This is a genomic window from Mycoplasmoides pneumoniae FH, assembly GCF_001272835.1.
GTDB classification, from domain to species: domain Bacteria; phylum Bacillota_I; class Bacilli_A; order Mycoplasmatales; family Mycoplasmoidaceae; genus Mycoplasmoides; species Mycoplasmoides pneumoniae.
Genome location: NZ_CP010546.1, coordinates 208,219 through 228,883, shown reverse-complemented (window position 1 = coordinate 228,883; position 20,665 = coordinate 208,219). Strand labels below are relative to the sequence as shown.

The window sequence follows — 20,665 nt, the reverse complement described above, 5'->3', positions numbered from 1 at the left end:
ATTATTTTCTACCTATTATTCGACCTAACTTTAAATCATAAGGGGAAAATTCCACTTCAACTAAATCGCCCGGTAAAATTCGTAACCGGCGCATTCGCATTTTGCCCGCTAAGTGAGCATCTACTTCAACGTTGTTTTCCAACAACACGCGAAACTTGTCACCGTGGATGATTTCCAAGATTTTGCCCGTTAAGACGAGTTTGTCCTGCTTTGCTTGGTTATTAAACTTTGGTTGCATTAATTAGTTAAACATTCAAATCCACTTGTGGTGATCACATACATCTGTTCTACATGACAATTGTAACGGCTTTTAGGGGTTAATACATTCCAGCTGTTGTTATGCATTACCATTGCATCACTGTCAGTCATTACCATGGGCTCAATGCACAAGACCATCCCTGGTTCTAACTTAGTACCTGTATCAGGCTTACCATAGTTCAAAATCAGCGGTTCTTCGTGCACCTTAATCCCACAACCATGACCACCAAACTGTTTTAAAAGGTAATAACCCTTAGATTCAAAGTAGGTTTGGATGGCATGGGAAACATTACCAGTGGGGTTATTGGGGCGCAGTTGAGGCTCCACCACAGCAGTAAAACAAGCTTCCGTTACCTCTAACAGCGTTTGCATGGGCTCTGGAGCCTTGGGGCCCAAAACCGTAAAAGCTGCATCGCAAATATAACCGTTAAGGTTAATGCCAATATCCAACGTCAGTTTATCCTTAACACCAAAAACACGGTTGTCCGCTATGCCATGGATTACCGTTTCGTTTAACGAAAGGCAGTTAAATCCCGGGAAATTTTGGTATTTATGAAAGGCACAAGTTGCACCTTTGCTCTCAATAAACTGCTTTAACGCTTGATCAATTGCTGTTAAAGATTTGCCAAGTAGCCTTTCAATTGTAAAATATGCCTTTGCTTCTTGGAAAATCTTACATGCTTGGCGGATCTGTTCGACCTCACGCGCAGACTTTAAATAAACCATTAATGCACTAACTGTTGAACCAAATTGACCTGTTGTTCGAGCGGTAATTGGGCTTCAATGACGGTGAGAATGCCCTGCTTGGTGAAGGCCTCAATTAAGGGTTTAACGGTGTCTTCGTAAAGCGTTAAACGCTTTAAGATTACCGCTTCCGTGTCATCATTGCGCGCTTGTAACGTAGCATGGCAACGATCACACTGATTGGCCTTCAATGGTGGTTTGCTCTGCTTGTTGTATACACTACCACAACTAGGACAAACCAAACGGTTTAAGATCCGCGCTACTAGCACTTGGGGATCACTTAGCTTAAGGTGAAACACCTGGTCTAATTGCAACTTGCTTTGCAAAAACTCGAGTTGGTTTAAGGTACGGGGATACCCATCTAGGATAAAGCCCTTGTGGAGTTCATTTTGGTGGGTAGTGACAAAGTGCCAAAAGGTTTGGTTAGTCAATTCATCAGGGACATACAAACCCTGGTTCATATAGTGCGCTAGCGTTTGACTCAACGCACCCTGCTCTTGCATCACACTGCGAAAGATGTCACCAGTGGAAAGGTGAAACAATCCGGTGGTGTTGGCTACTTGCTTAGCTAGTGTACCCTTACCCACACCCGGAGCGCCTAAAAACAAGAACTTATTTTCCATTACCAGAGGTTACCAATACCAGGGGTTTCAGCGCGCAGTTGTTCCTCCTTGTCTTGTTGGGCTGTTTTTTGCACTTCAATCGCCAAGTTGCGGCGCAGTTGTTGGTAGTTAGTAGCGGTGGCTGCAGAGCGGAGTGCTGACATAAACTCAACCACAGCGGTAACAATGATAATAATCCCCGTACCCCCTAAACTTAAGGAGTTGGGTAAGTGGATTAAGGCTGACACTATGTAAGGAATAATGGCAATCACCGTTAGGAAAGGGGCGCCAATAAAGTTAATCCGCACGAGTACTCTGGCAATGTGTTTCTCAGTATCCTTACCGGGACGAATACCCGGGATAAAACGCCCGGACTTCTCGAAGTTTTTGGCTAACCGTTCTGGATTGATCTGGATGTAGCTGTAAAAGAAGCTAAAGAGAATCACCAAGATACCATACAGGACAATGCCAGTTGGTTTGGACAGTGAAAGATAGTCCTCCACAAACCAGCGTGATTCGGTTTGCGGTTGGAACTGGGCAATCGTCACCGGAATTGACATAATCGAAGACGCAAAGATCACCGGAATTACCCCGGCGGAGTTGACCTTAATTGGGAGGTAAGGTAACGCAGAGGATTCGGTTACTAAACCCTGACCGGATTGTTGAATCGGAATCTTCCGGGTCGCTTGGGTAATAAAGGTAGTGGCAAACAGTAATGCCAAAAACGCCATGAAGTAAATGAAGAAGCTAATGGCAGTGGTTAAGGTTGCGTTAATGGTTACCACTACACCTGATAACACGCTGTAAGCAGCTATAAATCCTTCGGGTAGCTGGGCTAAAATCCCCGAAAGAATTAACAGGGTGATCCCGTTACCAATTCCCTTTTTGGAAATGGTGTCACCTAAAAAGACCGACAGGTAGGTGCCAGCAGTCATGGCAATGATGTAAAACGCGACAAAATCCGAACCGTTGTTTTTTAAGGTAATAGGTGAAGAACCGCCACCGGAATTAGTGGCAATTTGGATCACAGCAAACGATTGCACCAACGCAAACGGTAGCGTAATAATCCGCGTAATCATCTCGATTTTACGCCGACCCACTTCCCCACTGTTCACCAGTTTAGATAACGGGGGAATTAAGTCCGTTGACAACAGCTGCATAATAATTTGCGCCGAAATATACGGACTAATTCCCACCGCAAACAGCGATAGTTGGTTCAATCCACCCCCACCAAGTAGGTTAAACAGTGAGAAGAAATCGTTTGAGTTTTGGTCTAGCCCGGTTTGGTTGACTTGGATGCCGGGGAGCGGAATAATCGCTAAAACACGAAACAAAACCAACAGCACGACCGTTATTAAAAACGAGATCATGAAGTCACGGTTGCGCAACAAAGTGAACAAACGTTGCCCAAAATTCTGTTTTTGTTTAACTGCAGTTGTTGGTTTGGCTTGCATTATTTCTCTAACAGCTTCACACTACCGTTGGCGTTTTCAACCGCTTTCAAAGCTTGCTTGGAAACCTTGTGCACCTCAAAGTGCAACGGCTTTTCGAGCTTAGTGTTGCCAATTAGTTTAATTGGTAATTGGCTCTTTGCGCTAATTACTTGCTTTTCAATTAAGCTAGCGCGGTTAATTTTGTCGAGCTTTAATTTAGCAATTTTATTGAGGTTTAACACCACCCACTCCTGCTTTAAAAAGCCCTTGCGTGCGTTACCAAACTTCGGTAAACGACGGTACAGTGGCGTTTGTCCTCCTTCAAAACCAGGACGGGTTAAACCGGACTTGCGCGCTTTTTGCCCCTTCTGGCCTCGACCAGATGTTTTACCTAAACCCGAGCCGTGCCCACGACCTAAAGTTTTGGTCTTGTGGTTTCGCGCTTTGGGGACACTTTTGAGTTGATTGAGTTCCATTGTCTAAAGTTCGTTGAGGTTTTTGTTACGTAAGATCGCTACCCGACGTGGAGAGAGCTGCTTTAAGATCCCATCCATGGTGGCATGGATCATGTTAATTGGCGTGTTGCGACCGAGGTTCTTGGTGTAAATGTCACTGTAACCAGCGAGCTCAATAATGGCCCGAATGGCACCACCAGCAATAATTCCCGTACCTTGAGGAGCGGGTTTGAGCAACACGCGACTCGCCCCACTACGGCCAATTACTTCGTGGTAAATTGAACCCTTGTGGATTTCAATTGTGTGGAGTGAGTTGTGCGCTGCTTTAATGGCTTTCTTAATCGCATTCGGTACTTCCAAGGCCTTAGCAATCCCATAACCGATCTTGCCCTTGCGGTTACCAACTACGACCAGCACACTAAACCGCATGTTCCGTCCACCCTTAGTGGTTTTAGAAATGCGCTTTAGTTTGACGATGCGTTCTTCAAACTCACTCTTGAAAGCCGGTTTTTGGAAGCGACGGTTTTGGTTGTTACGGTTGTGACCACCACCTTCCTTTTTGGACACGGCTTTCTTAATCCCTTCAGAGGAAGGACGGAGGTTGTGTTTACGCTGTGCGTGGGCTTGGAGGTTAGTGGTTTGCAAGCCGTTACCTTGATTTGCTTTTTGGTTTTGATCAGTCATAAATTAGAAGTTTAACCCCCTTTCGCGGGCTGCTTCGGCCAATGCCGCAATCCGGCCGTGGTACTTACTACCACCAGTGTCAAAGACAACGTTGGTTAGTTTGAGCTTCACTAGTTTATCAGCAATGTCTTGCCCCACTAACTTGGCATTGTCCTTGTTACCATTCTTTAATTTTAAAGCAAGTGAGGAAGAGGACGCTAAAACAATGTTCTGGGAAAAGTCCCACGCTTGCACACTAATATGGTTTAAGGACTTAATCACCATTAACACAACGCGGTTGTCGTGGTTAGTGGCGCGGATCTTCTTCACAATCCTTTTATGGCGTAAGCGCCGTTGTTCTGTTCGTGTTTTCATCTATTTTTTACCCTCCGCGGTTTTACCAGCTTTACGGACAATCACTTCATCAAAGTACAACACTCCCTTACCCTTATACGGTTCGGGTTTGCGTCACTTGCGCACCTCAGTGGCAAACTGACCCACTAACTCCTTACTAATTCCCGAAATGGTAATCTCGGTGTTCTTTTCTACTTTAACTGTTAAGCCTTTGGGAATCTTTTCCTTAATGGGATGGGAGTAACCCAACTGGAGGTTGAGCGTTTCCCCTTCCACGTTAGCACGGTAACCCACACCGACTAAGCGCAGCTTCTTTTCAAAGCCTTGAGTAACCCCAATAATGGCGTTGGTAATTAACGCGTTGTAAGTACCATGGAAGATCTTGGATTGCTTTAACTCGTTGTTCCGCGTAATTTGGAGGTTATTATCCTTCAGTTCAAACTTGAGCGGTAAGTTAGGGGGTAGTTTGAGCTCAATTTGACCCAAAGGACCCTTAACGGCAATGTGGTCCTTCTGGAAGTTAAGGTTGACCTTAGCGGGGTCTAGTGTAATCGTTCTGTTTCCTATTTTTGACATAACTGTTTACCAAACGTAAGCGAGAATCTCCCCTCCAATTTTCTTTAAGCGCGCTACCTTATCAGTCATCACGCCATCACTAGTGGAAATAATGGCAATCCCAAGACCGTTTAAAACTAACGGGAGCTTTTCAAAGGGCCGGTAGATCCGCAGACCCGGCTTGGAAATTTGTTTCACCCCGTTAATGGAGGGAATCCGGCGCTGCGTGTATTTTAAGTTAAAGGTGACAATCCGCTTGGTCTTGCTCTTGTTTTCCAAGACCTGGAAGTTAGCTAAATAACCTTCCTTGACCAAAATTTCCAAGATGGCAATCTTGAGCTTGGAAGCAATTGTGGTTACCGTCATTAACTTCGCTTTGCGCGCATTGTTAATCTTCGTTAGTAAGTCAGCCACTGGATCAAAGTGGGCTTTAATTGGTTTTGTAGTTGTTATCATGATGCTTTTTTAACTCCTGGAATTGCGCCAGCGTATGCTAGTTCGCGGAAGCACAAACGGCACACACCAAAGTGGCTTAAAACTGCCCGGGCTCGACCACAACGCTGACAGCGGGTGTAAGCCCGTACGGCAAATTTGGGGATTCTAGTTTGTTTTACTTTTAATGATTTTTTGGCCATATTATCCTTTTACAAGTGGGAGGTTTAACGCTCTAAGTAAAGCTAATGCTTCGCTGTCCTTATTGGTTGAAGTTACCAGAGTAACGTCAAACCCGCGGATCCGTTTAATGTCGTCATAGACAATTTCCGGGAAAATAATTTGTTCTTTAATTCCAATGGTATAGTTACCCCGACCATCAAAAGACTTTAAAGAAAGGCCGCGGAAATCCCGCACCCGAGGTAGGGCAACATAAATCAGTTTTTCCAAAAAGGCCCACATCCGCTCACCGCGCAAGGTAACCTTACAACCGATTAGTTGACCAGCGCGCAGCTTATAGGTGGAAATGGCGTTTTTAGCCTTAGTAGCAACTGGTTTTTGACCGCTAATGAGGTGGAGTTCGTTTAAGGCTGATTCCAAGAACTTACTGTCGCGAATGACGTCACCCACCCCCATGTTAATCACAATTTTTTCCAAGCGCGGTACTTGCATAATCGAGGAAAACGCAAAGCTCTTTTGCAGCTCTTTGGCAATTGTTTTTTGGTAATGTGCTTTGAGATTATTCATAACTAGAGCGTGTTGTTGGATTTCTTAAAGACCCGGGTCTTCTTATTAGTCTTAGGGTCCATAACGTACTTAATTTTGCCAATTGTTTGTTGTTTTGCCTTTTGGTCAAATAAAGCTAACTTGCTCAAGAAGATTGGCGCTTCTTGTTGCACTTTACCGGTCGATTGTTTAGCAGCGCGCTTTGTGGTTTGGTCCTTCTTTTTGTGGCGTGTTACTTTGTTGAGTCCCTCTACAATTGCTTGTTGGCGCGCGGGCATAATTTTCAAAACAATGCCACTACCACCCTTATTCTTACCGGTAATTACGACTACTTTATCACCTTTTTTAATTCGTTGCATTACACTACCTCCACTGCTAAACTCAAAATTTTGTTGTAACCACGTTCCCGTAGTTCACGCGCTACCGGACCAAAGATCCGTGTGCCTCTTGGTGACTTGTCTTCCTTAATTAACACACAAGCGTTGTCATCAAACTTAAGGTGGGTACCATCCTTACGTTGTTGGCCCTTTTTAGTGCGGACAATTACTGCCCGTAGCACTTGACCCTTTTTGACCATACCGCTAGGGATAGCATCCTTAACTGATACCACTACCACATCACCCAAAAAGGCATAACGTTTCCGGGTGGAACCTAATACCTTAATGATGCCCACTTGCTTGGCGCCCGTGTTATCGGCAACATTTAGTCTTGTCATGAAACTTACCATAGTCTATTTAACCCTCTCAATAATTTTGGCAATGCGGAAGCGCTTGGTTGCAGACAACGGTCGCGTTTCCACAATTTGTACCTTGTCCCCGTCCTTAGCGAGTACTTCACCCTCATTGTGGGCTTGGTACTTCTTGTGTCGCACTACGGACTTATGGTACAAAGGGTGCTTAAACCGTGATTCTACTTGAACCGTAGCGGTCTTGGCGTTTTTAGTACTTTTAACAATCCCAATTAGGACCTTTCTTTGATTACGTTTCATTATTTCTTGCTAGCATCCTCGCGTTTAGCACGTGACTTTAACAGCTTCGCTTTGTTAGCTTCTAGGTGTTGCTTCCAAGCATTCACAGCTGCTTCGTTCGTTTTTTTAGTGAGCAGTTTGTACTTAGCTTGTTCTTCTTGTCAGTTCAACTTACGCTCGGTAAGAATCGTTAAAATGGTAGCCAATAACCGCCTGGTTTGGTTAATTAAGTGCGGTTTGTCTAGCTCCCCGTGTGCTAACTTAAAGCGGTACTCTAACAGTTCCCCTTTGAGCTTAATCACGAGTTTTACCAACTCTTCGGAACTCTTTTGGCGTAATTCTTTTGCAACGGTCATTATGCACTTACCTCCTCGCGTTTGAGAATCTTTCAGGTCACGGGTAACTTGTGACCAGCACGGGTTAAAGCCTTAATCATTTGGCTTTCAGGGATGTTAGCTACCTCAAACATCACCGTGCCCTGTTTTACTACTGCTACCCAGAATTCCGGGTTACCCTTACCAGAACCCATCCGTACTTCTAACGGTTTTTTAGTCTTGGACATGTGGGGGAAGATGCGGATCCACATCTTACCGGTTTTACCCAAACACTTACTAATGGCAATCCGGGCTGATTCTATGGCACGGGCATCGATCCAGTTACCCTTAGTAGCTACTAGACCATATTCACCAAAAGCAACATAGCTGTTGCCCTTAGCCTTGCCCTCGTAACTCACGTTGTGAGGTTTGCGGTACTTTGTTCTTTTTGGTTGTAACATTATTGTTTGTCCTCCTTGTTAGGCTTAGTAAGTGCTTGGATACTGCTGGTCTCCACATCACTACCAGTTAACTTATTAGCACTCAACACCTGGCCCTGGTTAAAGTGGCGTGGTTGTTGGTTTTGGCGGTTTGGTTGTTTCTTTTGTGGGTGGAGAATGTGGGCCGGGGTGCGGTTTAAGCCCTTGGTGTAAATCATGCCGCGATTAATCCATACCTTAACACCAATGACACCGTACGTAGTTTGCGCTTTTTCCAAGGCATAGTCAATGTCAGCACGCAGGGTTGACAGTGGCATATTGCCCTCGATGTACATCTTGTCGCGCGCAATTTCGGCACCGTTTAACCGACCCGATACCAACACCTTAATCCCGTTAGCGCCAGCCTTCAACACCTTAATTAAGGATTGGCGCATTGCCGTTCGTAACGGTACCCGTGCTTCAATCGCGTTGGCTAGATCCCGCGCAATAATGCGCGCTGATAACATAGGGGAGCCAATTTCGTTAATGGTGAGGTCTAAATTGGTGGTACGACCAATAATTTGCTTAATTTGCTTGGTGATCTTTTGGATGTTCTTGTTTTCACTACCAATGAGAAAAGCGGGTTGGGCGGCGTACACAAATACGTCCACGGTTGCTTGAGTACGTTCAATCTCCACGTTCGAAACTTGGGCATTGCGGTAGTTGACAAAGAAGAGGTTACGAATTTTTTCGTCTTCAATTAACCACTTGGCAGTCTGGGCGTGGGAGTTAGCGGTTCAACGCGAAATCCAGTTTTTGTTAATACCAAAGCGCAAGCCGTTGGAGTTTACTTTTTGTCCCATATTACTTTTGTACACCTCCTTGAGTTTTACTTGGCGCTTTTACCACTGGTGTTACTGCTTTTTGACGTGCCATCTTTGCTTTTTGTTGACCTTCGACCCGTTTTTTAACTAGGGCCTTTTGTTGTTTAATTAATTCTTGACGTTCATTCGGGTTATCCGATAGTTTCACCACTAAATTAGAAGAGCGCTTGGTAATCATGTTACTCGAGCCCTTAGCGCGGGGAATAGTGCGCTTCATACTCGGACCTTGGTTAGCCACACACTCAAAGACATAAAGGGCATCCCCATTCATGCCGTGGTTATTGGTAGCGTTGGCAATCGCACTGTTGAGTAGTTTAGCGATTAAGGTAGCCGCTTTTTTGGGTGTATTGGAAAGGATGTTTTGGGCATCAGCGGTTTTCTTACCCACAATGAGTTGACACACTAAGCGGGCTTTTTGGGGTGAGATTCTCACACGGAATTGTTTTGCAAAGGCGATCATACTAACGGTTAGCGGTGTGTTGTTTGAAGTTACGGGTCGGGGAGAACTCACCGAGTTTGTGCCCCACCATGTCATCAGTTACATAAACATTAATGAAGGTCTTGCCGTTATGTACAGCAAAGGTATTACCGACAAATTCGGGGAAGATGGTACTACGACGGGACCAGGTTTTGATCGGACGTTTTTTCTCTTGTTTGTTCATATCGATCACTTTCTTTAAGAGGTGAGCATCAACAAAGGCTCCTTTTTTAGCACTGCGTGACATTAGTATTGTTCTCCTTTCCGGTTACGAATAATTAAGTTAGTGGATGCTTTCTTCATGTTGCGGGTCTTCACACCCATGTGGCGCTTACCCCATGGAGTCCGGGGTGCATCCCGACCCACGGGACTACGACCTTCACCACCACCGTGGGGGTGGTCATTGGGGTTCATGGCCGAACCACGAACGGTTGGACGGATGCCGCGGTGACGGTTGCGACCAGCCTTACCAATGACTACGAGGTTGTGGTCTAAGTTAGAAACTACTCCCACAGTAGCACGGCACTCCTTTAAGAACTTGCGTGTTTCACCACTTAAAAGTTGCAAAATGACATACTTACCAGTTTCGTCTTGACCCAAAATGCGGGCATAACTCCCCGCACTCCTGGCAATTTGACCACCTCCCTTAGGGTGGAGTTCAATGTTATGCACTTGGGTACCTTCAGGGATAAAGGCTAAGGGCATACTAAAGCCCGGTTTAATGTCAATCGGGTGTTCGGAAGCCAAGATCTTATCACCTACCTTAATGCCATCAGGGCTAATGATGTAACTCTTGGCACCGTTAGCGTAAGTAATTAACGACACAAAGCAAGAACGGTTCGGATCGTACTCGATCGACTTAACGGTCGCTTCGATGTTGTCATAGTGCGTTCGTTTAAAGTCAATAATGCGGTACTTGCGCTTGTTGCGTCCACCCTGGTGGCGCACCGTAATTTTCCCTTGGTTGTTGCGACCCCCGTGTTTTTTAAGGGTAACTAACAACGACTTTTCTGGTTTGTTCTTATTGGTGGTTAATAACTTCTTATAGTCAATTACCGTGGAGTGGTGGATCCCACTGTTAGAACGACTAATAATTTTCTTAATAGGCATTACTTTTTAACCTCCTTTTTGGTGGTTTTAGTTTTAGTAGTTTTTGTAGCTGTAGTTTTGGTAGTTTTAGCTGACTTTTCAGTTTTAGTTTCCTTAGCTACTTTGGTTGTTTGAACTGACTTTTCAGCTTTAGTTTCCTTAGCTACTTTGGTCGTTTTAGCTTCTTTTGCTACCTTTGCCGGTTTGGTTGGTTTTTCCACTTTAACCGGCTTTTCTACCTTAACTTCTTTAACTTCTTTAGCTACCTTCACCGCCACGGTTTGTAGAGGGGCGGTGGTTACAGGAGCGGCAGTTGGTTTAATTTGCAACGCTTCCACAGCAGTTTTCACAACAGCTTCTGGACTGTTTTTGGTGTCCTTAATCTCCTTAACAGTACTTTCCTTAAGGGTGGTTTTGTCCGCTGGCTTATCGGTTTTTTCTGGCGCTTCACCAGTAACTGAAATGGCAATACCCTTTGGTAAGGTAATCACAGCCAACTTTTCTAGTTTGCTCAAACCAGGAAAACGGCTCCCACCGCGAATGGTGGTTGGTTTTCTAATTAAGGTGTTAACCTTCAGTGGCTTAATGCCATACACTAATTCAAAAGCTAGTTTAACGCGTGTTTTACTTGCTTTAGGGTTCACCACAAAGACGTACTTCTTGGTTTCACCCATTTGGTTGAAGTACACCTTTTCGGTTAGAACTGGTTTTAGCAGTACGTTCGTTACATCCATGGTTATTTAAATTTGCCCTCCAAAGCTTTTAAAACTTCTTTTTCAACTAAAAGAGCGTTAGCTAACATCAGATCCCTTACAGAAACCTTGTCTAGGTGTTTGACCTGCACGTTTTTAATGTTGCTGGTGCTTTGTTCTAAGTTGGTGTTAAGGGTATTAACTACAAACAACACGTTTTTGTCCAAGAGCTTGGCACTCTTTAAAAATTGCACCATCACCTTGGTTTTACCCTCAGTTTTGTTAAAGAGGTTTTGGTCCACTAGGTGGGTGTTGTCTGAAGCTAACTTTTCACTCCAAACAGTGTGCAAGGCTGCCGTGTGCGCTTTCTTGTTGAGTTTTAAGCTGTAGTTACGATTGGGCTTGGGACCAAACACAATGCCACCACCAACAAAGTGGGGGTTACGGGTTGAACCTTGACGCGCTTTCCCGGTGTGTTTTTGTTTGTAAGGCTTCTTACCACCACCACGGACTTCGCCCTTTGTTAAAATGGAATGGGTGCCTTGGCGTCAGGAAGCTTGTTCTACTAACACGGCATCAAACACCGGTTGTTGTTTGAGTTCCTTAGCAATTAAACCAGGGCTTAGTTTCACTGGTTCAGTTTCAAAGGAACCGTCGATTTTAATTAGTTTAAGCTTAGCCATTATTTATCTTCCCCTTTCTTTTCTACAACTGGTGCTGCTTTTTTAACTTCAGTTGGTTTTGGTTCTACTACTGGAGTGTCTACCTTAGCTTCAACAGTTTGCTGGTTAGCTGCTTGTGCTTTCGCTAACTCCTTGGCTTGTTTCTTTTTGGAAAGCTTGGCCGGTTTTGCTTCCGGTGCCTTTTCGGTTTGAACAGCTAACTCAATTGGTTTCACTACCCCCGGTTTTTTCTTAGCGGTACGGATGAAGACCACACCACCTTCAGGACCTGCGATCGCCCCTGATACTAATACCAACATGTTAGCTTCATCAAAACCAACAATGCGTAAGTTTTGTACCGTTACTTTTTCATGACCATAGTGTCCGGACATCTTTTTGCCCTTAAACACTCTTTGTGCACTCGCACCCCCACGACCAGCTTGGACTGAACCTTGGAAGCGGTGGGGATAACCAGCCCCATGACCTAACGGACCGATCTTAAAGTTCCAGCGCTTAATGGCACCAGTAAACCCACGACCTTTACTAATGGCACTTACATCAACATACTCACCCACTTGGAAGAGATTTTGCGGTGTGATTTGTTGCCCCATTTCAAACCCGGTCATATTGCGGATTTCCTGTAAGTGCTTGGTTGGCTTTAAGTTGTTTTTTTCAAAGAAGCCTTGTTGAGGCTTGTTGAGCTTTTTGTTTTCAACGGTGTCAAAACTCAACAAGGTAGCACTGTACTTGTCCTTAGCCTCATTCTTAACACCTGCTACCTGGTTAGGTTCACAATAAATAACGGTAATAGGTAGGCGCTCATTATTGGTTGTAAACACCTGGCTCATGCCTACTTTAACCCCAAAAATACCACGAATTTCCATACTCTCTCTTTAACTACTTTGAAAATCTTAAAGTTACTCCAACGGGGATCTTGATCCGCTTCAAGCTGTCAATCGCACCTTGGTTAACATCCACCAAGATCATTAAACGTTTGTGGCGGTTTTTTTCAAACTGTTCGCGTGATGCTTTATCCACATGGGGTGAACGGATGATCGTAATTACCTCTTTTTTGGTAGGTAGAGGCAATGGACCTTTAATTTTGACATCGACACCCTTTACTACCTCCACTATCTTTTTCGTAGTGAGGTCTAAAAGGGTGCTGTCATAGGACTCGAGCTTAATCTTGAGCTCAGGGTATTTAACTGCGTTAGCGGCGTTCATATCTCAGTTCTTAAGGGTGAAATTTGATGGTCAAAATGACTACGCTTGTCGGTGTATCCACTTCGACCAAAGCCTTAAGATTGTAGCAAATAATTACTGCTCTAACAACATTTCTTCAAGCATGTGACTCTTTCTTAAACTACCTAAAAAGGAGAAAGGAAGCAGTTCATCAGCCTTAACATCAAGCACTAAGAGTAAATAACGTGACTTTTGCTCAATCTGTTTTAAGCCTTTAATGTACATCGTCAACAGGTAGCTCAAAAAGAGGATGTTGTAAAAAATGATGAAGACAATCGTTGCGATAAAAGCAAAGGCAAACTGTTGGGTGATTTCGGAAATTAAGTAAATAATCAGAATTAAAAAAGCCACAAATAAAAAGACTAAGTTAGTGAGCAGAAAGCTCAAAATAGACCAGAAAAACCGGTCAATCATGCTTTTAGCAGTCACAATTGAACTGACTAATTCCTTATCTTTTTCCAAACTAGTTTGCCGCTTGCAGGCCTTATTATTTTCCCATAATCATTGAAATTAAACAACTTCAAAAAAGTAGTAACCCCGCTTTTTGGCGATCTTATTGTGTCACTTTAAAAGACCCATTTAATTGTTAAAAGAAGCTTACTAACAGCAAAAAAGCTCCAAGCTAAAAGCATTGGGACTTGTTTGCGCTAGTTAAGCCGTTTACTTAGTTGGTTTTGGTGGATTAAAGTCAAAGTCGACAATCGTGTACTCGGTCATACCACCGTATTTTTTGCCTAAATTTTTAAATTCGGTTTCGTTATTGTGTGCCGTTTTGTGGTGCATAGCACCAGTAAATTCCAGGATGTTAAAGCTTTGACCAAACTTGTAAGCCGTGGTACTGAGGCTCAGCTTTTTGTGATGATGTTCGTGTTCCTCCTTCTTCTCCATTTTTTGTTCGGATTTCATTTCCTTAGACATCATTTCAGTTTTGGTCATCATCACCATATCTTTACTGTTCATTGACATTTCAGATTTTGCTTCCTTCTTCTCTTCGTGTTTTTCTTCCTTAAGATCCACAACTAAGAAGAGACCATTAGCAAAAGAAAGGGCACGACCAACGATTACTTCCTCTTCACCTTCGTGGTGATCATGATCATGTTCGTGAGTTTCACCATTTTTATGAGTATGGCCATGTTCATGATTTTTTTCCACGGTCAAGTTACCACCGTCTAAAATCACCTTATCTTCGGTAATGAGTTGGATTTTTTGAGTAGTTGTACTGTTATTAGTCTTAGGTGAGAAAAGTAAACCAGAAAGGTGGTCAACTACTCACAAGATGTAGTCACCAAAGAGGGTATCTAGTTTGTATCCGGATGCTGATTTGTTTTCGGTAGTAGTTGTAGTCTTAATATCAGTATCAGTTTTTTTAAGTTCTATTGAAGCAGCTTTGGTAGAAGTTGCTGTTTTTTCTGCTGTTTTGGTTTCTGCTTTTGCAGCAGTCATAACAGCATTTGCACCTATACTACCCTTTTGAATGTAGTTTTGTCGTTCGTCTTCTTCAACTAGTTGAATCAAGGCAGCGCGTTGTACTTCGTAAGTGTTAGGTGTGGCGCAACTAACAAGGAAAGCACTAGCGGCAACGACGGGTAAAAAATAGCTAGGAAATCGCAGATTTAGTTTCATATATTCAGATAAAAGACGGTTTAATTATATTTGCTTATTTTGAATTTTTAAAAATAAGCCTCTAATTTAAAACCGTTTTTGGAAACTAATTTCTACCCTAAAAAGACTACTTAAAAGAACCTTATTCAAGCTTTTTAACAATGTCTTTATTGAGCTTAAATTCAAACTTACGGATCTTTTCTTCCCAGTTATTTAAACGACTATTTAAGGCCTTTTCATTAGCGGCTTTCAACTTTGTTACTAATCCTTCAATCTTTTCTAGTTCATCAATGTTGTTTTGAAAGACCTTGTTGAGATCAGTAAAGGTTTTTTCAAGTAAGCTTTTCTTTAAATCGCTAAAGCTAGCATTTAAAGCTTCTTTATCTAAGTACTCGCTGTTTACATCAACTTGGGCAAACATCTTTTTGGCCAAAAAGTAAAACAACCGCAACATCACAATGAAGAACATTGGGCGCACTAGGTAAACCTCCACTTCACTGTTCGAGGTATGCATCCGTTGCACTTGGACATCGTTTTCAGTGTTGAGTTCCAATTCACTTACTAAAAAACCGTATTGGCACTTAGCGCGCTTAGCGTCGGCAATCAGTTTTTTGACATGATCTTCGTTTTTAGTGCGACTCTTGCTTTCAGTAAACTCTGTTTTCATTTCACAGCAAATTGAAAAGAAGGGTTCTTTGTCATTATTGGGATTAAATACCTGAAAGATAAAGTCAGCCTTTTCGTTAATATTGCTCTCATCGTCTTCTACACCTATGCTCTTTTTGGCACCCTTAACTAGCTCACTGTAAGGGGCAAACACACAGTTTTGGAACAACTCTTCGTAATTTTTGTAAGCTTCCCAACACCACTTTTCCAATTCCTTCCCTTTTTTGGCAATTGCTCACTTACTAAAACGCTCTTCACGCGTTTTGAGCTCTTCAATGTCCTTTTGGGCTTGTTCTAACTGTTCTAAAAAGTACTGGCGTTGTCTTTCTAATTCTTGTTGATTTTCTTCCTTAGTTTTATTTGCTTTACGTTCGTATTCCAAGTCTTTTTGACTTTCGGTCTCCTTTTTAATGCTTTGGAGCTGCGTTTCTAACTTAACTATTTGTTGTTGATATTCGTTATCCTTTTTACTTTCAGTTTCCCTTTTGATGTTGTTAACCTGATTTTCTAAGTTAGTAATTTGTTGGTATAACTGTTGGATTTGCGTGTTGTGCGCTTGGTTTCAAGCTGCTTCTTGCTTTAAAAAAGTGTTGTCTTTTTCACTCAGTTCTTTGGCCAACTTAGTTTGGTAACGGCTTTGCGCCTCCCTTTCGTATGCCTCGCGTTGTGCCTGCTCCAAAGTGTTTAAGATGTTGCTTTGATCAACCTTAATAATTTGATCTAACCTAATTTGTTGACCCTTTTTGCCATCTTCCTGGAGGCGAATGGTGTTTTTATCGACAATTTCGACCTGTAAGTATTTGACGTCACTCATATGGCATTAACTTTAAATTGTTTGCCAGGTGAAACAATGGTTTAGCTGTTTTCTGCAAATTAACTCCCCTAGAACCCCTATACTATCGTTGTATTACCTTTTTTATATATAAAGGAAATTGCTGATTAAACAAAAAGCTAAATTATTTACCTTTTAATACAAACCAAAGTGGCGCGAAATGTTAAGTATACCCTTCTCGACACTGTAAAAGAACAGTAGTTCAAACAGGTACTTTAAGCTAAAAATGGTGGTAGTAGTGAGTAAGAAATAGATCACGTTAGCACTGTTAATTAGGTCACGGTTAGCTTGACTGTCATAGAAAATCTTATGCCCTACACTACCAAATTTACCCAAAATCAAGAAGTAACCGACATAGAAACCCAAACCCTCAATAAAACCACAGATTAAATTAACTGGAATTAACGCCAAGGCCTTGGCTACCTTCGTTTTGTGGGTGTTGACTAATTGACTAAACTCCTTGTTATTGACAACCGTAGTGGTTTGTTTGACTTCGGCCTTAAAGATGTGGTAGTAAAAGAAATAGAATATTCACAGAACTACCAAGTCATTGCCCATGTAAAAAACGGTACTAATCGGGGTATGAACGGGGTGAAGGAGGAGGTGAATCCATGGAGTAATAATCGCAATTAACGATGTGGAGAGTAACCCAACAAAGCGAATCGCAATAAACAAGATGGCGGTGTTAAAAAAGCGGAACTGGATTGAACTGCCCCACGGTAGAACAATGCCGGGGATTTCCACCATACTGAGCGCTAAATTCAGCGAAATTAACACACCAATGAGACAAAAACGGTACAGTTCATTGCGAAAGGAAAACTTACTTTTACCCAAAAAGTCCTGTTTGAACTGTTGTTTAAAGTGTTGCTTTTCAGCGCTAAACACACAGTGATCCCCTACCTGAAAGTGATCACAATCAGCTTGCAATACCACGGCTTGGGGAGCAGGATTGCTGTTTGCTAGCTTTATGTTTGTTCTATCCACTTTTGGACCTTGGAGCAACTTCCAGCAACCCAGCCCAAACAAGGCAACAGTTAGCGCAAACACGACACTCGCTACCACAAAGGTAACTAACTCTTCGGTCGTTAACACAAAGCGCTCACGTAAGTGGAAGTGATCACCATGATCAATTCGACCACTGGAACTAAACAACACTAAACCGTACGTTAGTAAGGTTAACGATATTAGTAAGGGAATTGCAAGTAACCACAACAAGCGGCTTTGCTTATTGGTTTTTAACTCTAAGATTAAGGCTCTAGTCCACAACATCACTCTTTTTGCGAATTTCGTACCGAATTTGCTCGGGGTTCTCGCTGTCGACAATTGCTTCAGCAATAAACCACGGCGTTTCTAGTTTATTCTGGGTGTTTAACCCATCATTTTCAAACGATGCCAAGTAACGTTGGATCGTCATGTTTTTTGATTTTACTAAATCCCGTTTAATCCACTTGTTAAAGAAAAAGGCGGCTTTTACGTTCGGTAACACTAACCAGGTGTTGTTGTCCAACGTTTGCACTGCCTCCACCTCATCATGTTCATCGTAAATTTCCCCGACTAATTCCTCAATGATGTCTTCCATAGAAACAATCCCGATCGTGTGGTGGTGTTTGTCCTGCACGACCGCTAAGTGGGCCCGGTGTAACCGCATTTGGCGCAAAGCTTGCTTGATGGGTGTGGTGTTACTTACTAAAACAGCTGGATACAATAACTCCTGTAAAACAAACGGCTCGTTGCTCTTTTCGAGTGAACTAAACAAGTCCTTGAGGTGGATAAAACCAACCACTTCATTGCTTGTCTGGTCGAGTACGGGCATTCTGGAAAACTGGCCGTGCAAGAACTTTTCCTTAATGGTCTTGACTGGATCACCTTCATAACAGTACACCACCCGGTTTCACTTAATCATGATTTGGTCAACTAAGACCTGGTCAAAGATTAGGGTCCGTTTAATTAGCTGCCCGTCTTCTTTGGTAAATAACCCGTTTTGCTCAATTTCATCAATAAAGAAGTAAACATCACGGCGGGAAACTGGGGGTGCCTTTTCGTATTTGGCAAAGATAATGCTGGCTAACTTGGTAATTGGTCAAAAAAGGATGTAGAAAAAATACACTACCACCGCAAAGTAGACCAAGACGCGGATGATGTTAATCCGTGCTAAGGTTTTGGGAGTAATTTCACACAGCATTAACAATAACACCCCACTAATTAAGAGGTTCAAGGCACTGGAAATGGCCGGATTCTTAATCGATTGATCTAAAGCCAAAAAGAGGATGTTGGAAACCAAAATGGCGACAATGTTATTGGCCACTAAGATGGTAATTAAACAAGCCGAATAGTTCTTTTGGAAGTGGTTAACAATCTTGGTCGTTAACTTCTTTTGCTTGTTATGCGTTTTGACATAGTTGCTCCACTTGTATGATGTAATTGAGGTAATGGCGGTTTCGTAAGCCGAAACCACGGCACTAATACAAGCCAGGAGGATAATACTGATAATAATTAAGGCCAACAGGCCACCACTGGGGGCACTTTCCATAAGTTAAATTAGGTTTAAATTTTATTTAATTTGTTGATTGAGCAAACCACTTCTGCGCTTGCTTTAAATCACCACTAATCGCTTTTTGCAACGCTTGCACCCCACTAAACTTTTGCTGGGGGCGAATAAACTGGTTGAAGGTAAAGCGTAGTTGTTTACCGTAAAGATCACCACTAAAACCAATTAAGTGGGTTTCACAGACTAACTGGTCGTTTTTGTAACTGATAAACCCTACACCCGGGTAATTGGTTTGGTGGTAAGTCACCGTAATCACATAGCTCCCACAGCGCAACGGCACCATGTACGGCTTTAAGGTAATGTTAGCGGTTGGTCAGCCCAAAAACCGGGCTTGCTGGTTACCACGAATAACCACCCCTTCCCTAAAGTAGGGTTCCAATAACACGGCGTTGGCTTGTTCTATCTGGCCCTGCTTTAACCATTGGCGAATGGTAGAACTGGACAGCGTTTGACTGTCTTTGGGAATAATCGTGGTATTGGGAAATAAACGTCTTAAAAAATCAGCATTCTGGTTGTCTTTACCAAAGCAAAAGTCCGCACCCACGACTAATTGCTGACACCGTAGTGGGCTAATGATTTGATCGAAAAACGCTTGGGCACTAATGTTGTGTTCAATCACATCATAGCTGTGCACCACGGACTGAAAGTGTTGTTGTAACTGCACTTGCCGTTGCTTCGGTTCGTATAGCCAGTCACTTTGTAGACTGGGAATGTTAGCAATTAACAAGGCCACCACTGGACCACTAGCCGCTTGTGCTAACAATTGATGACCCTTGTGTAAACCATCAAAAGCACCGATGATCAAGGTTTGCTGCATAGAACTCAAGCCCTAATTATTCGGGTCTAAAGCCTGAAGGTTGCGTCAGATGTTGTAAATGTCTAAGTTAGCATAAGCAGCAGCCAGTAAACAACAACTAATTACTAAGAAGGTAAGGTTTAACAACATTAACACCCAGATGAAATAGTGCACTGGCCGACTAGCATGCACATCTCTGACCCCAGTCAAGAAGAGCACGAACATCGTAATGAAGGGTAGAGCAATGTTGGCTATCACAAAGATCGCAATCCCCCACAACGCATTGTTAATCGATACTTGTAGTGATACAGCAGGATAGCTTTGTGCTGGGAGGGTCACAAATTTATTCATGATTGCTAACAGTGGAATGAAGAACAGAAGGATTAAACCGTGGATTCAACCCACAATCTTCCAATCACGGTTACGGGTCTTTTTGTCCTTCAGTAAGTTACCAACTTTTTGGTTAAAGGCGCTAAAGTGCTTTTTGGCGGTGGGGTCATCAATAAAGCGATCCTGTTGGTCTTGGAGATTGAGCTTTTGCTTGGGTTGTTTAGCGTCATCTTTCTGGAATGCCTTAAACAAACCAAAGCGTTTTTTGCTTTCCGGTTCTGCTTTTACACCTGGTGGTAGTGGTGCTGCTTTGACTGGGAAAGTAGGTTCTGGTTGTAATGGTACCGTTGGTTGAGCTGACACTGGTTTTTCCACTACCGGCTTAGTCGGTACACCGCCCGGTGGTTTGACCTTAGTTGGTTCTACCTTAGGTGAGGTTGGTTCAGTTTTTACTGGAGTAGCTGGCTTAGCAGGCTCCTTTTTGACATCTTTGTTCTTATCTTTTTTGAAGAAGCCAAATAAACCGCCCTTAGGTTTATCTTTTTTAGGATCAGGTTGTTTAACTCCTGGTGGTAACGGTGCTTCCGTTTGGGGTTTTAACTCTACAGGGGTAACCGTACCCTTATCGCTGTGGGGAATTTTAGCCGGTGCAACATCCGCTTTGACTGTCTTAGGATTGGCTTTCGGATTCAATTCAGCTATCGCACTCTTAAAGGCATCTTTGGGTTTGGCTGCTTTAGCTGGTTTTTCCGTTTTGTCTTTTTTAAAGAAGCTAAACAAACCACCCTTATTTTTGGGTTTGGTGTCAGCTACTTTTTTGGTCTCTTGACTAGAGGTAGCTTTGACTACTCCAGCTTTAGAATCAGTTAGCTTACCAAACGGTGGGTTGACTGGCTTTTTAGGTGGTTTCATTAAACAGTAT

Annotated in this window: 31 protein-coding genes; all 31 read right to left on the bottom strand. The window is 43.0% G+C overall.

The features are described from left to right. Position 1: 1 nt before the first annotated feature. Entirely contained in the window at positions 2 to 238 is a 237-nt protein-coding gene (infA, locus tag F539_RS01065; protein ID WP_010874544.1) for a translation initiation factor IF-1, read from the bottom strand. Further along, positions 238 to 984 carry a type I methionyl aminopeptidase gene (gene map, locus F539_RS01060; RefSeq protein ID WP_010874543.1) on the bottom strand — a complete coding sequence of 249 codons (747 nt, stop codon included), beginning with the start codon at positions 982 to 984 and terminating at the stop codon, positions 238 to 240. Before map ends, infA begins: the two co-directional genes overlap by 1 nt. Continuing rightward, positions 984 to 1,631 (bottom strand): nucleoside monophosphate kinase, encoded by a 648-nt coding sequence (locus tag F539_RS01055; RefSeq protein ID WP_010874542.1) that lies wholly within the window; start codon positions 1,629 to 1,631, stop codon positions 984 to 986. The genes map and F539_RS01055 overlap by 1 nt, the downstream gene beginning before the upstream one ends. Then, positions 1,625 to 3,058, bottom strand: a complete 1,434-nt coding sequence (gene secY / locus F539_RS01050; protein WP_014325391.1) for a preprotein translocase subunit SecY — start codon at positions 3,056 to 3,058, stop codon at positions 1,625 to 1,627. Before secY ends, F539_RS01055 begins: the two co-directional genes overlap by 7 nt. Next, entirely contained in the window at positions 3,058 to 3,513 is a 456-nt protein-coding gene (gene rplO / locus F539_RS01045) for a 50S ribosomal protein L15 (protein ID WP_014325390.1), read from the bottom strand. The genes secY and rplO overlap by 1 nt, the downstream gene beginning before the upstream one ends. Before the next feature lie 3 nt (positions 3,514 to 3,516). Then, positions 3,517 to 4,176, bottom strand: a complete 660-nt coding sequence (rpsE, locus tag F539_RS01040) for a 30S ribosomal protein S5 (protein ID WP_010874539.1) — start codon at positions 4,174 to 4,176, stop codon at positions 3,517 to 3,519. 3 nt (positions 4,177 to 4,179) lie between these two features. Beyond that, positions 4,180 to 4,530, bottom strand: coding sequence for a 50S ribosomal protein L18 (rplR, locus tag F539_RS01035; protein ID WP_010874538.1), 351 nt, complete (start codon positions 4,528 to 4,530; stop codon positions 4,180 to 4,182). Then, the gene (gene rplF, locus F539_RS01030; protein ID WP_010874537.1) at positions 4,531 to 5,085 is read right to left on the bottom strand and encodes a 50S ribosomal protein L6; all 555 of its coding nucleotides are present in this window, start codon (positions 5,083 to 5,085) and stop codon (positions 4,531 to 4,533) included. It lies immediately after the preceding gene. A gap of 6 nt (positions 5,086 to 5,091) precedes the next feature. Further along, complete coding sequence (rpsH, locus tag F539_RS01025; protein ID WP_010874536.1) at positions 5,092 to 5,520, bottom strand: 30S ribosomal protein S8; 429 nt, start codon at positions 5,518 to 5,520, stop codon at positions 5,092 to 5,094. Then, positions 5,514 to 5,699 (bottom strand): type Z 30S ribosomal protein S14, encoded by a 186-nt coding sequence (locus F539_RS01020; protein WP_010874535.1) that lies wholly within the window; start codon positions 5,697 to 5,699, stop codon positions 5,514 to 5,516. The genes rpsH and F539_RS01020 overlap by 7 nt, the downstream gene beginning before the upstream one ends. Position 5,700: 1 nt before the next feature. Beyond that, on the bottom strand, positions 5,701 to 6,243 hold the full coding sequence (gene rplE / locus F539_RS01015) for a 50S ribosomal protein L5 (protein WP_014574904.1): 543 nt from the start codon (positions 6,241 to 6,243) through the stop codon (positions 5,701 to 5,703). A gap of 2 nt (positions 6,244 to 6,245) precedes the next feature. Beyond that, positions 6,246 to 6,581 carry a 50S ribosomal protein L24 gene (gene rplX / locus F539_RS01010; protein WP_010874533.1) on the bottom strand — a complete coding sequence of 112 codons (336 nt, stop codon included), beginning with the start codon at positions 6,579 to 6,581 and terminating at the stop codon, positions 6,246 to 6,248. Then, entirely contained in the window at positions 6,581 to 6,949 is a 369-nt protein-coding gene (rplN, locus tag F539_RS01005; RefSeq protein ID WP_010874532.1) for a 50S ribosomal protein L14, read from the bottom strand. Before rplN ends, rplX begins: the two co-directional genes overlap by 1 nt. A gap of 3 nt (positions 6,950 to 6,952) precedes the next feature. After that, positions 6,953 to 7,210: a 30S ribosomal protein S17 gene (rpsQ, locus tag F539_RS01000; RefSeq protein ID WP_014574903.1), complete on the bottom strand. Its 258-nt coding sequence runs from the start codon at positions 7,208 to 7,210 to the stop codon at positions 6,953 to 6,955. Further along, positions 7,210 to 7,545 carry a 50S ribosomal protein L29 gene (gene rpmC / locus F539_RS00995; RefSeq protein ID WP_010874530.1) on the bottom strand — a complete coding sequence of 112 codons (336 nt, stop codon included), beginning with the start codon at positions 7,543 to 7,545 and terminating at the stop codon, positions 7,210 to 7,212. The genes rpsQ and rpmC overlap by 1 nt, the downstream gene beginning before the upstream one ends. Next, positions 7,545 to 7,964 carry a 50S ribosomal protein L16 gene (gene rplP, locus F539_RS00990; RefSeq protein WP_010874529.1) on the bottom strand — a complete coding sequence of 140 codons (420 nt, stop codon included), beginning with the start codon at positions 7,962 to 7,964 and terminating at the stop codon, positions 7,545 to 7,547. Before rplP ends, rpmC begins: the two co-directional genes overlap by 1 nt. Next, positions 7,964 to 8,785 (bottom strand): 30S ribosomal protein S3, encoded by an 822-nt coding sequence (gene rpsC, locus F539_RS00985; RefSeq protein WP_010874528.1) that lies wholly within the window; start codon positions 8,783 to 8,785, stop codon positions 7,964 to 7,966. Before rpsC ends, rplP begins: the two co-directional genes overlap by 1 nt. A gap of 1 nt (position 8,786) precedes the next feature. Next, a complete protein-coding gene (gene rplV, locus F539_RS00980) occupies positions 8,787 to 9,266 on the bottom strand; it encodes a 50S ribosomal protein L22 (protein ID WP_014574902.1) in 480 nt (159 codons plus the stop codon). Between the two features lies 1 nt (position 9,267). Beyond that, entirely contained in the window at positions 9,268 to 9,531 is a 264-nt protein-coding gene (rpsS, locus tag F539_RS00975; RefSeq protein WP_010874526.1) for a 30S ribosomal protein S19, read from the bottom strand. Further along, positions 9,531 to 10,394 (bottom strand): 50S ribosomal protein L2, encoded by an 864-nt coding sequence (gene rplB / locus F539_RS00970; RefSeq protein ID WP_010874525.1) that lies wholly within the window; start codon positions 10,392 to 10,394, stop codon positions 9,531 to 9,533. The genes rpsS and rplB overlap by 1 nt, the downstream gene beginning before the upstream one ends. Beyond that, the gene (locus F539_RS00965) at positions 10,394 to 11,107 is read right to left on the bottom strand and encodes a 50S ribosomal protein L23 (RefSeq protein WP_010874524.1); all 714 of its coding nucleotides are present in this window, start codon (positions 11,105 to 11,107) and stop codon (positions 10,394 to 10,396) included. The genes rplB and F539_RS00965 overlap by 1 nt, the downstream gene beginning before the upstream one ends. Positions 11,108 to 11,109: 2 nt before the next feature. Then, complete coding sequence (rplD, locus tag F539_RS00960) at positions 11,110 to 11,748, bottom strand: 50S ribosomal protein L4 (protein ID WP_014325387.1); 639 nt, start codon at positions 11,746 to 11,748, stop codon at positions 11,110 to 11,112. Then, positions 11,748 to 12,611 (bottom strand): 50S ribosomal protein L3, encoded by an 864-nt coding sequence (gene rplC, locus F539_RS00955; protein ID WP_014574901.1) that lies wholly within the window; start codon positions 12,609 to 12,611, stop codon positions 11,748 to 11,750. Before rplC ends, rplD begins: the two co-directional genes overlap by 1 nt. Before the next feature lie 13 nt (positions 12,612 to 12,624). After that, positions 12,625 to 12,951 (bottom strand): 30S ribosomal protein S10, encoded by a 327-nt coding sequence (gene rpsJ / locus F539_RS00950; protein WP_010874521.1) that lies wholly within the window; start codon positions 12,949 to 12,951, stop codon positions 12,625 to 12,627. A gap of 93 nt (positions 12,952 to 13,044) precedes the next feature. Next, positions 13,045 to 13,470, bottom strand: coding sequence for an MPN163 family protein (locus tag F539_RS00945; protein WP_349675614.1), 426 nt, complete (start codon positions 13,468 to 13,470; stop codon positions 13,045 to 13,047). Positions 13,471 to 13,629: 159 nt separating this feature from the next. Continuing rightward, entirely contained in the window at positions 13,630 to 14,592 is a 963-nt protein-coding gene (locus tag F539_RS00940; RefSeq protein ID WP_014574899.1) for an MPN162 family protein, read from the bottom strand. 121 nt (positions 14,593 to 14,713) lie between these two features. Beyond that, positions 14,714 to 16,051: a DUF2130 domain-containing protein gene (locus F539_RS00935; RefSeq protein WP_014325384.1), complete on the bottom strand. Its 1,338-nt coding sequence runs from the start codon at positions 16,049 to 16,051 to the stop codon at positions 14,714 to 14,716. Positions 16,052 to 16,204: 153 nt separating this feature from the next. Next, entirely contained in the window at positions 16,205 to 17,338 is a 1,134-nt protein-coding gene (locus F539_RS00930; RefSeq protein ID WP_010874517.1) for an MPN160 family protein, read from the bottom strand. Further along, entirely contained in the window at positions 17,325 to 18,599 is a 1,275-nt protein-coding gene (locus F539_RS00925; RefSeq protein ID WP_010874516.1) for a CNNM domain-containing protein, read from the bottom strand. The genes F539_RS00930 and F539_RS00925 overlap by 14 nt, the downstream gene beginning before the upstream one ends. A gap of 25 nt (positions 18,600 to 18,624) precedes the next feature. Beyond that, positions 18,625 to 19,434, bottom strand: a complete 810-nt coding sequence (gene ribF, locus F539_RS00920; protein WP_010874515.1) for a riboflavin biosynthesis protein RibF — start codon at positions 19,432 to 19,434, stop codon at positions 18,625 to 18,627. A 12-nt stretch (positions 19,435 to 19,446) separates the two neighbouring features. Beyond that, the gene (locus tag F539_RS00915; RefSeq protein ID WP_017532796.1) at positions 19,447 to 20,655 is read right to left on the bottom strand and encodes an MPN157 family protein; all 1,209 of its coding nucleotides are present in this window, start codon (positions 20,653 to 20,655) and stop codon (positions 19,447 to 19,449) included. Positions 20,656 to 20,665 lie beyond the last annotated feature (10 nt).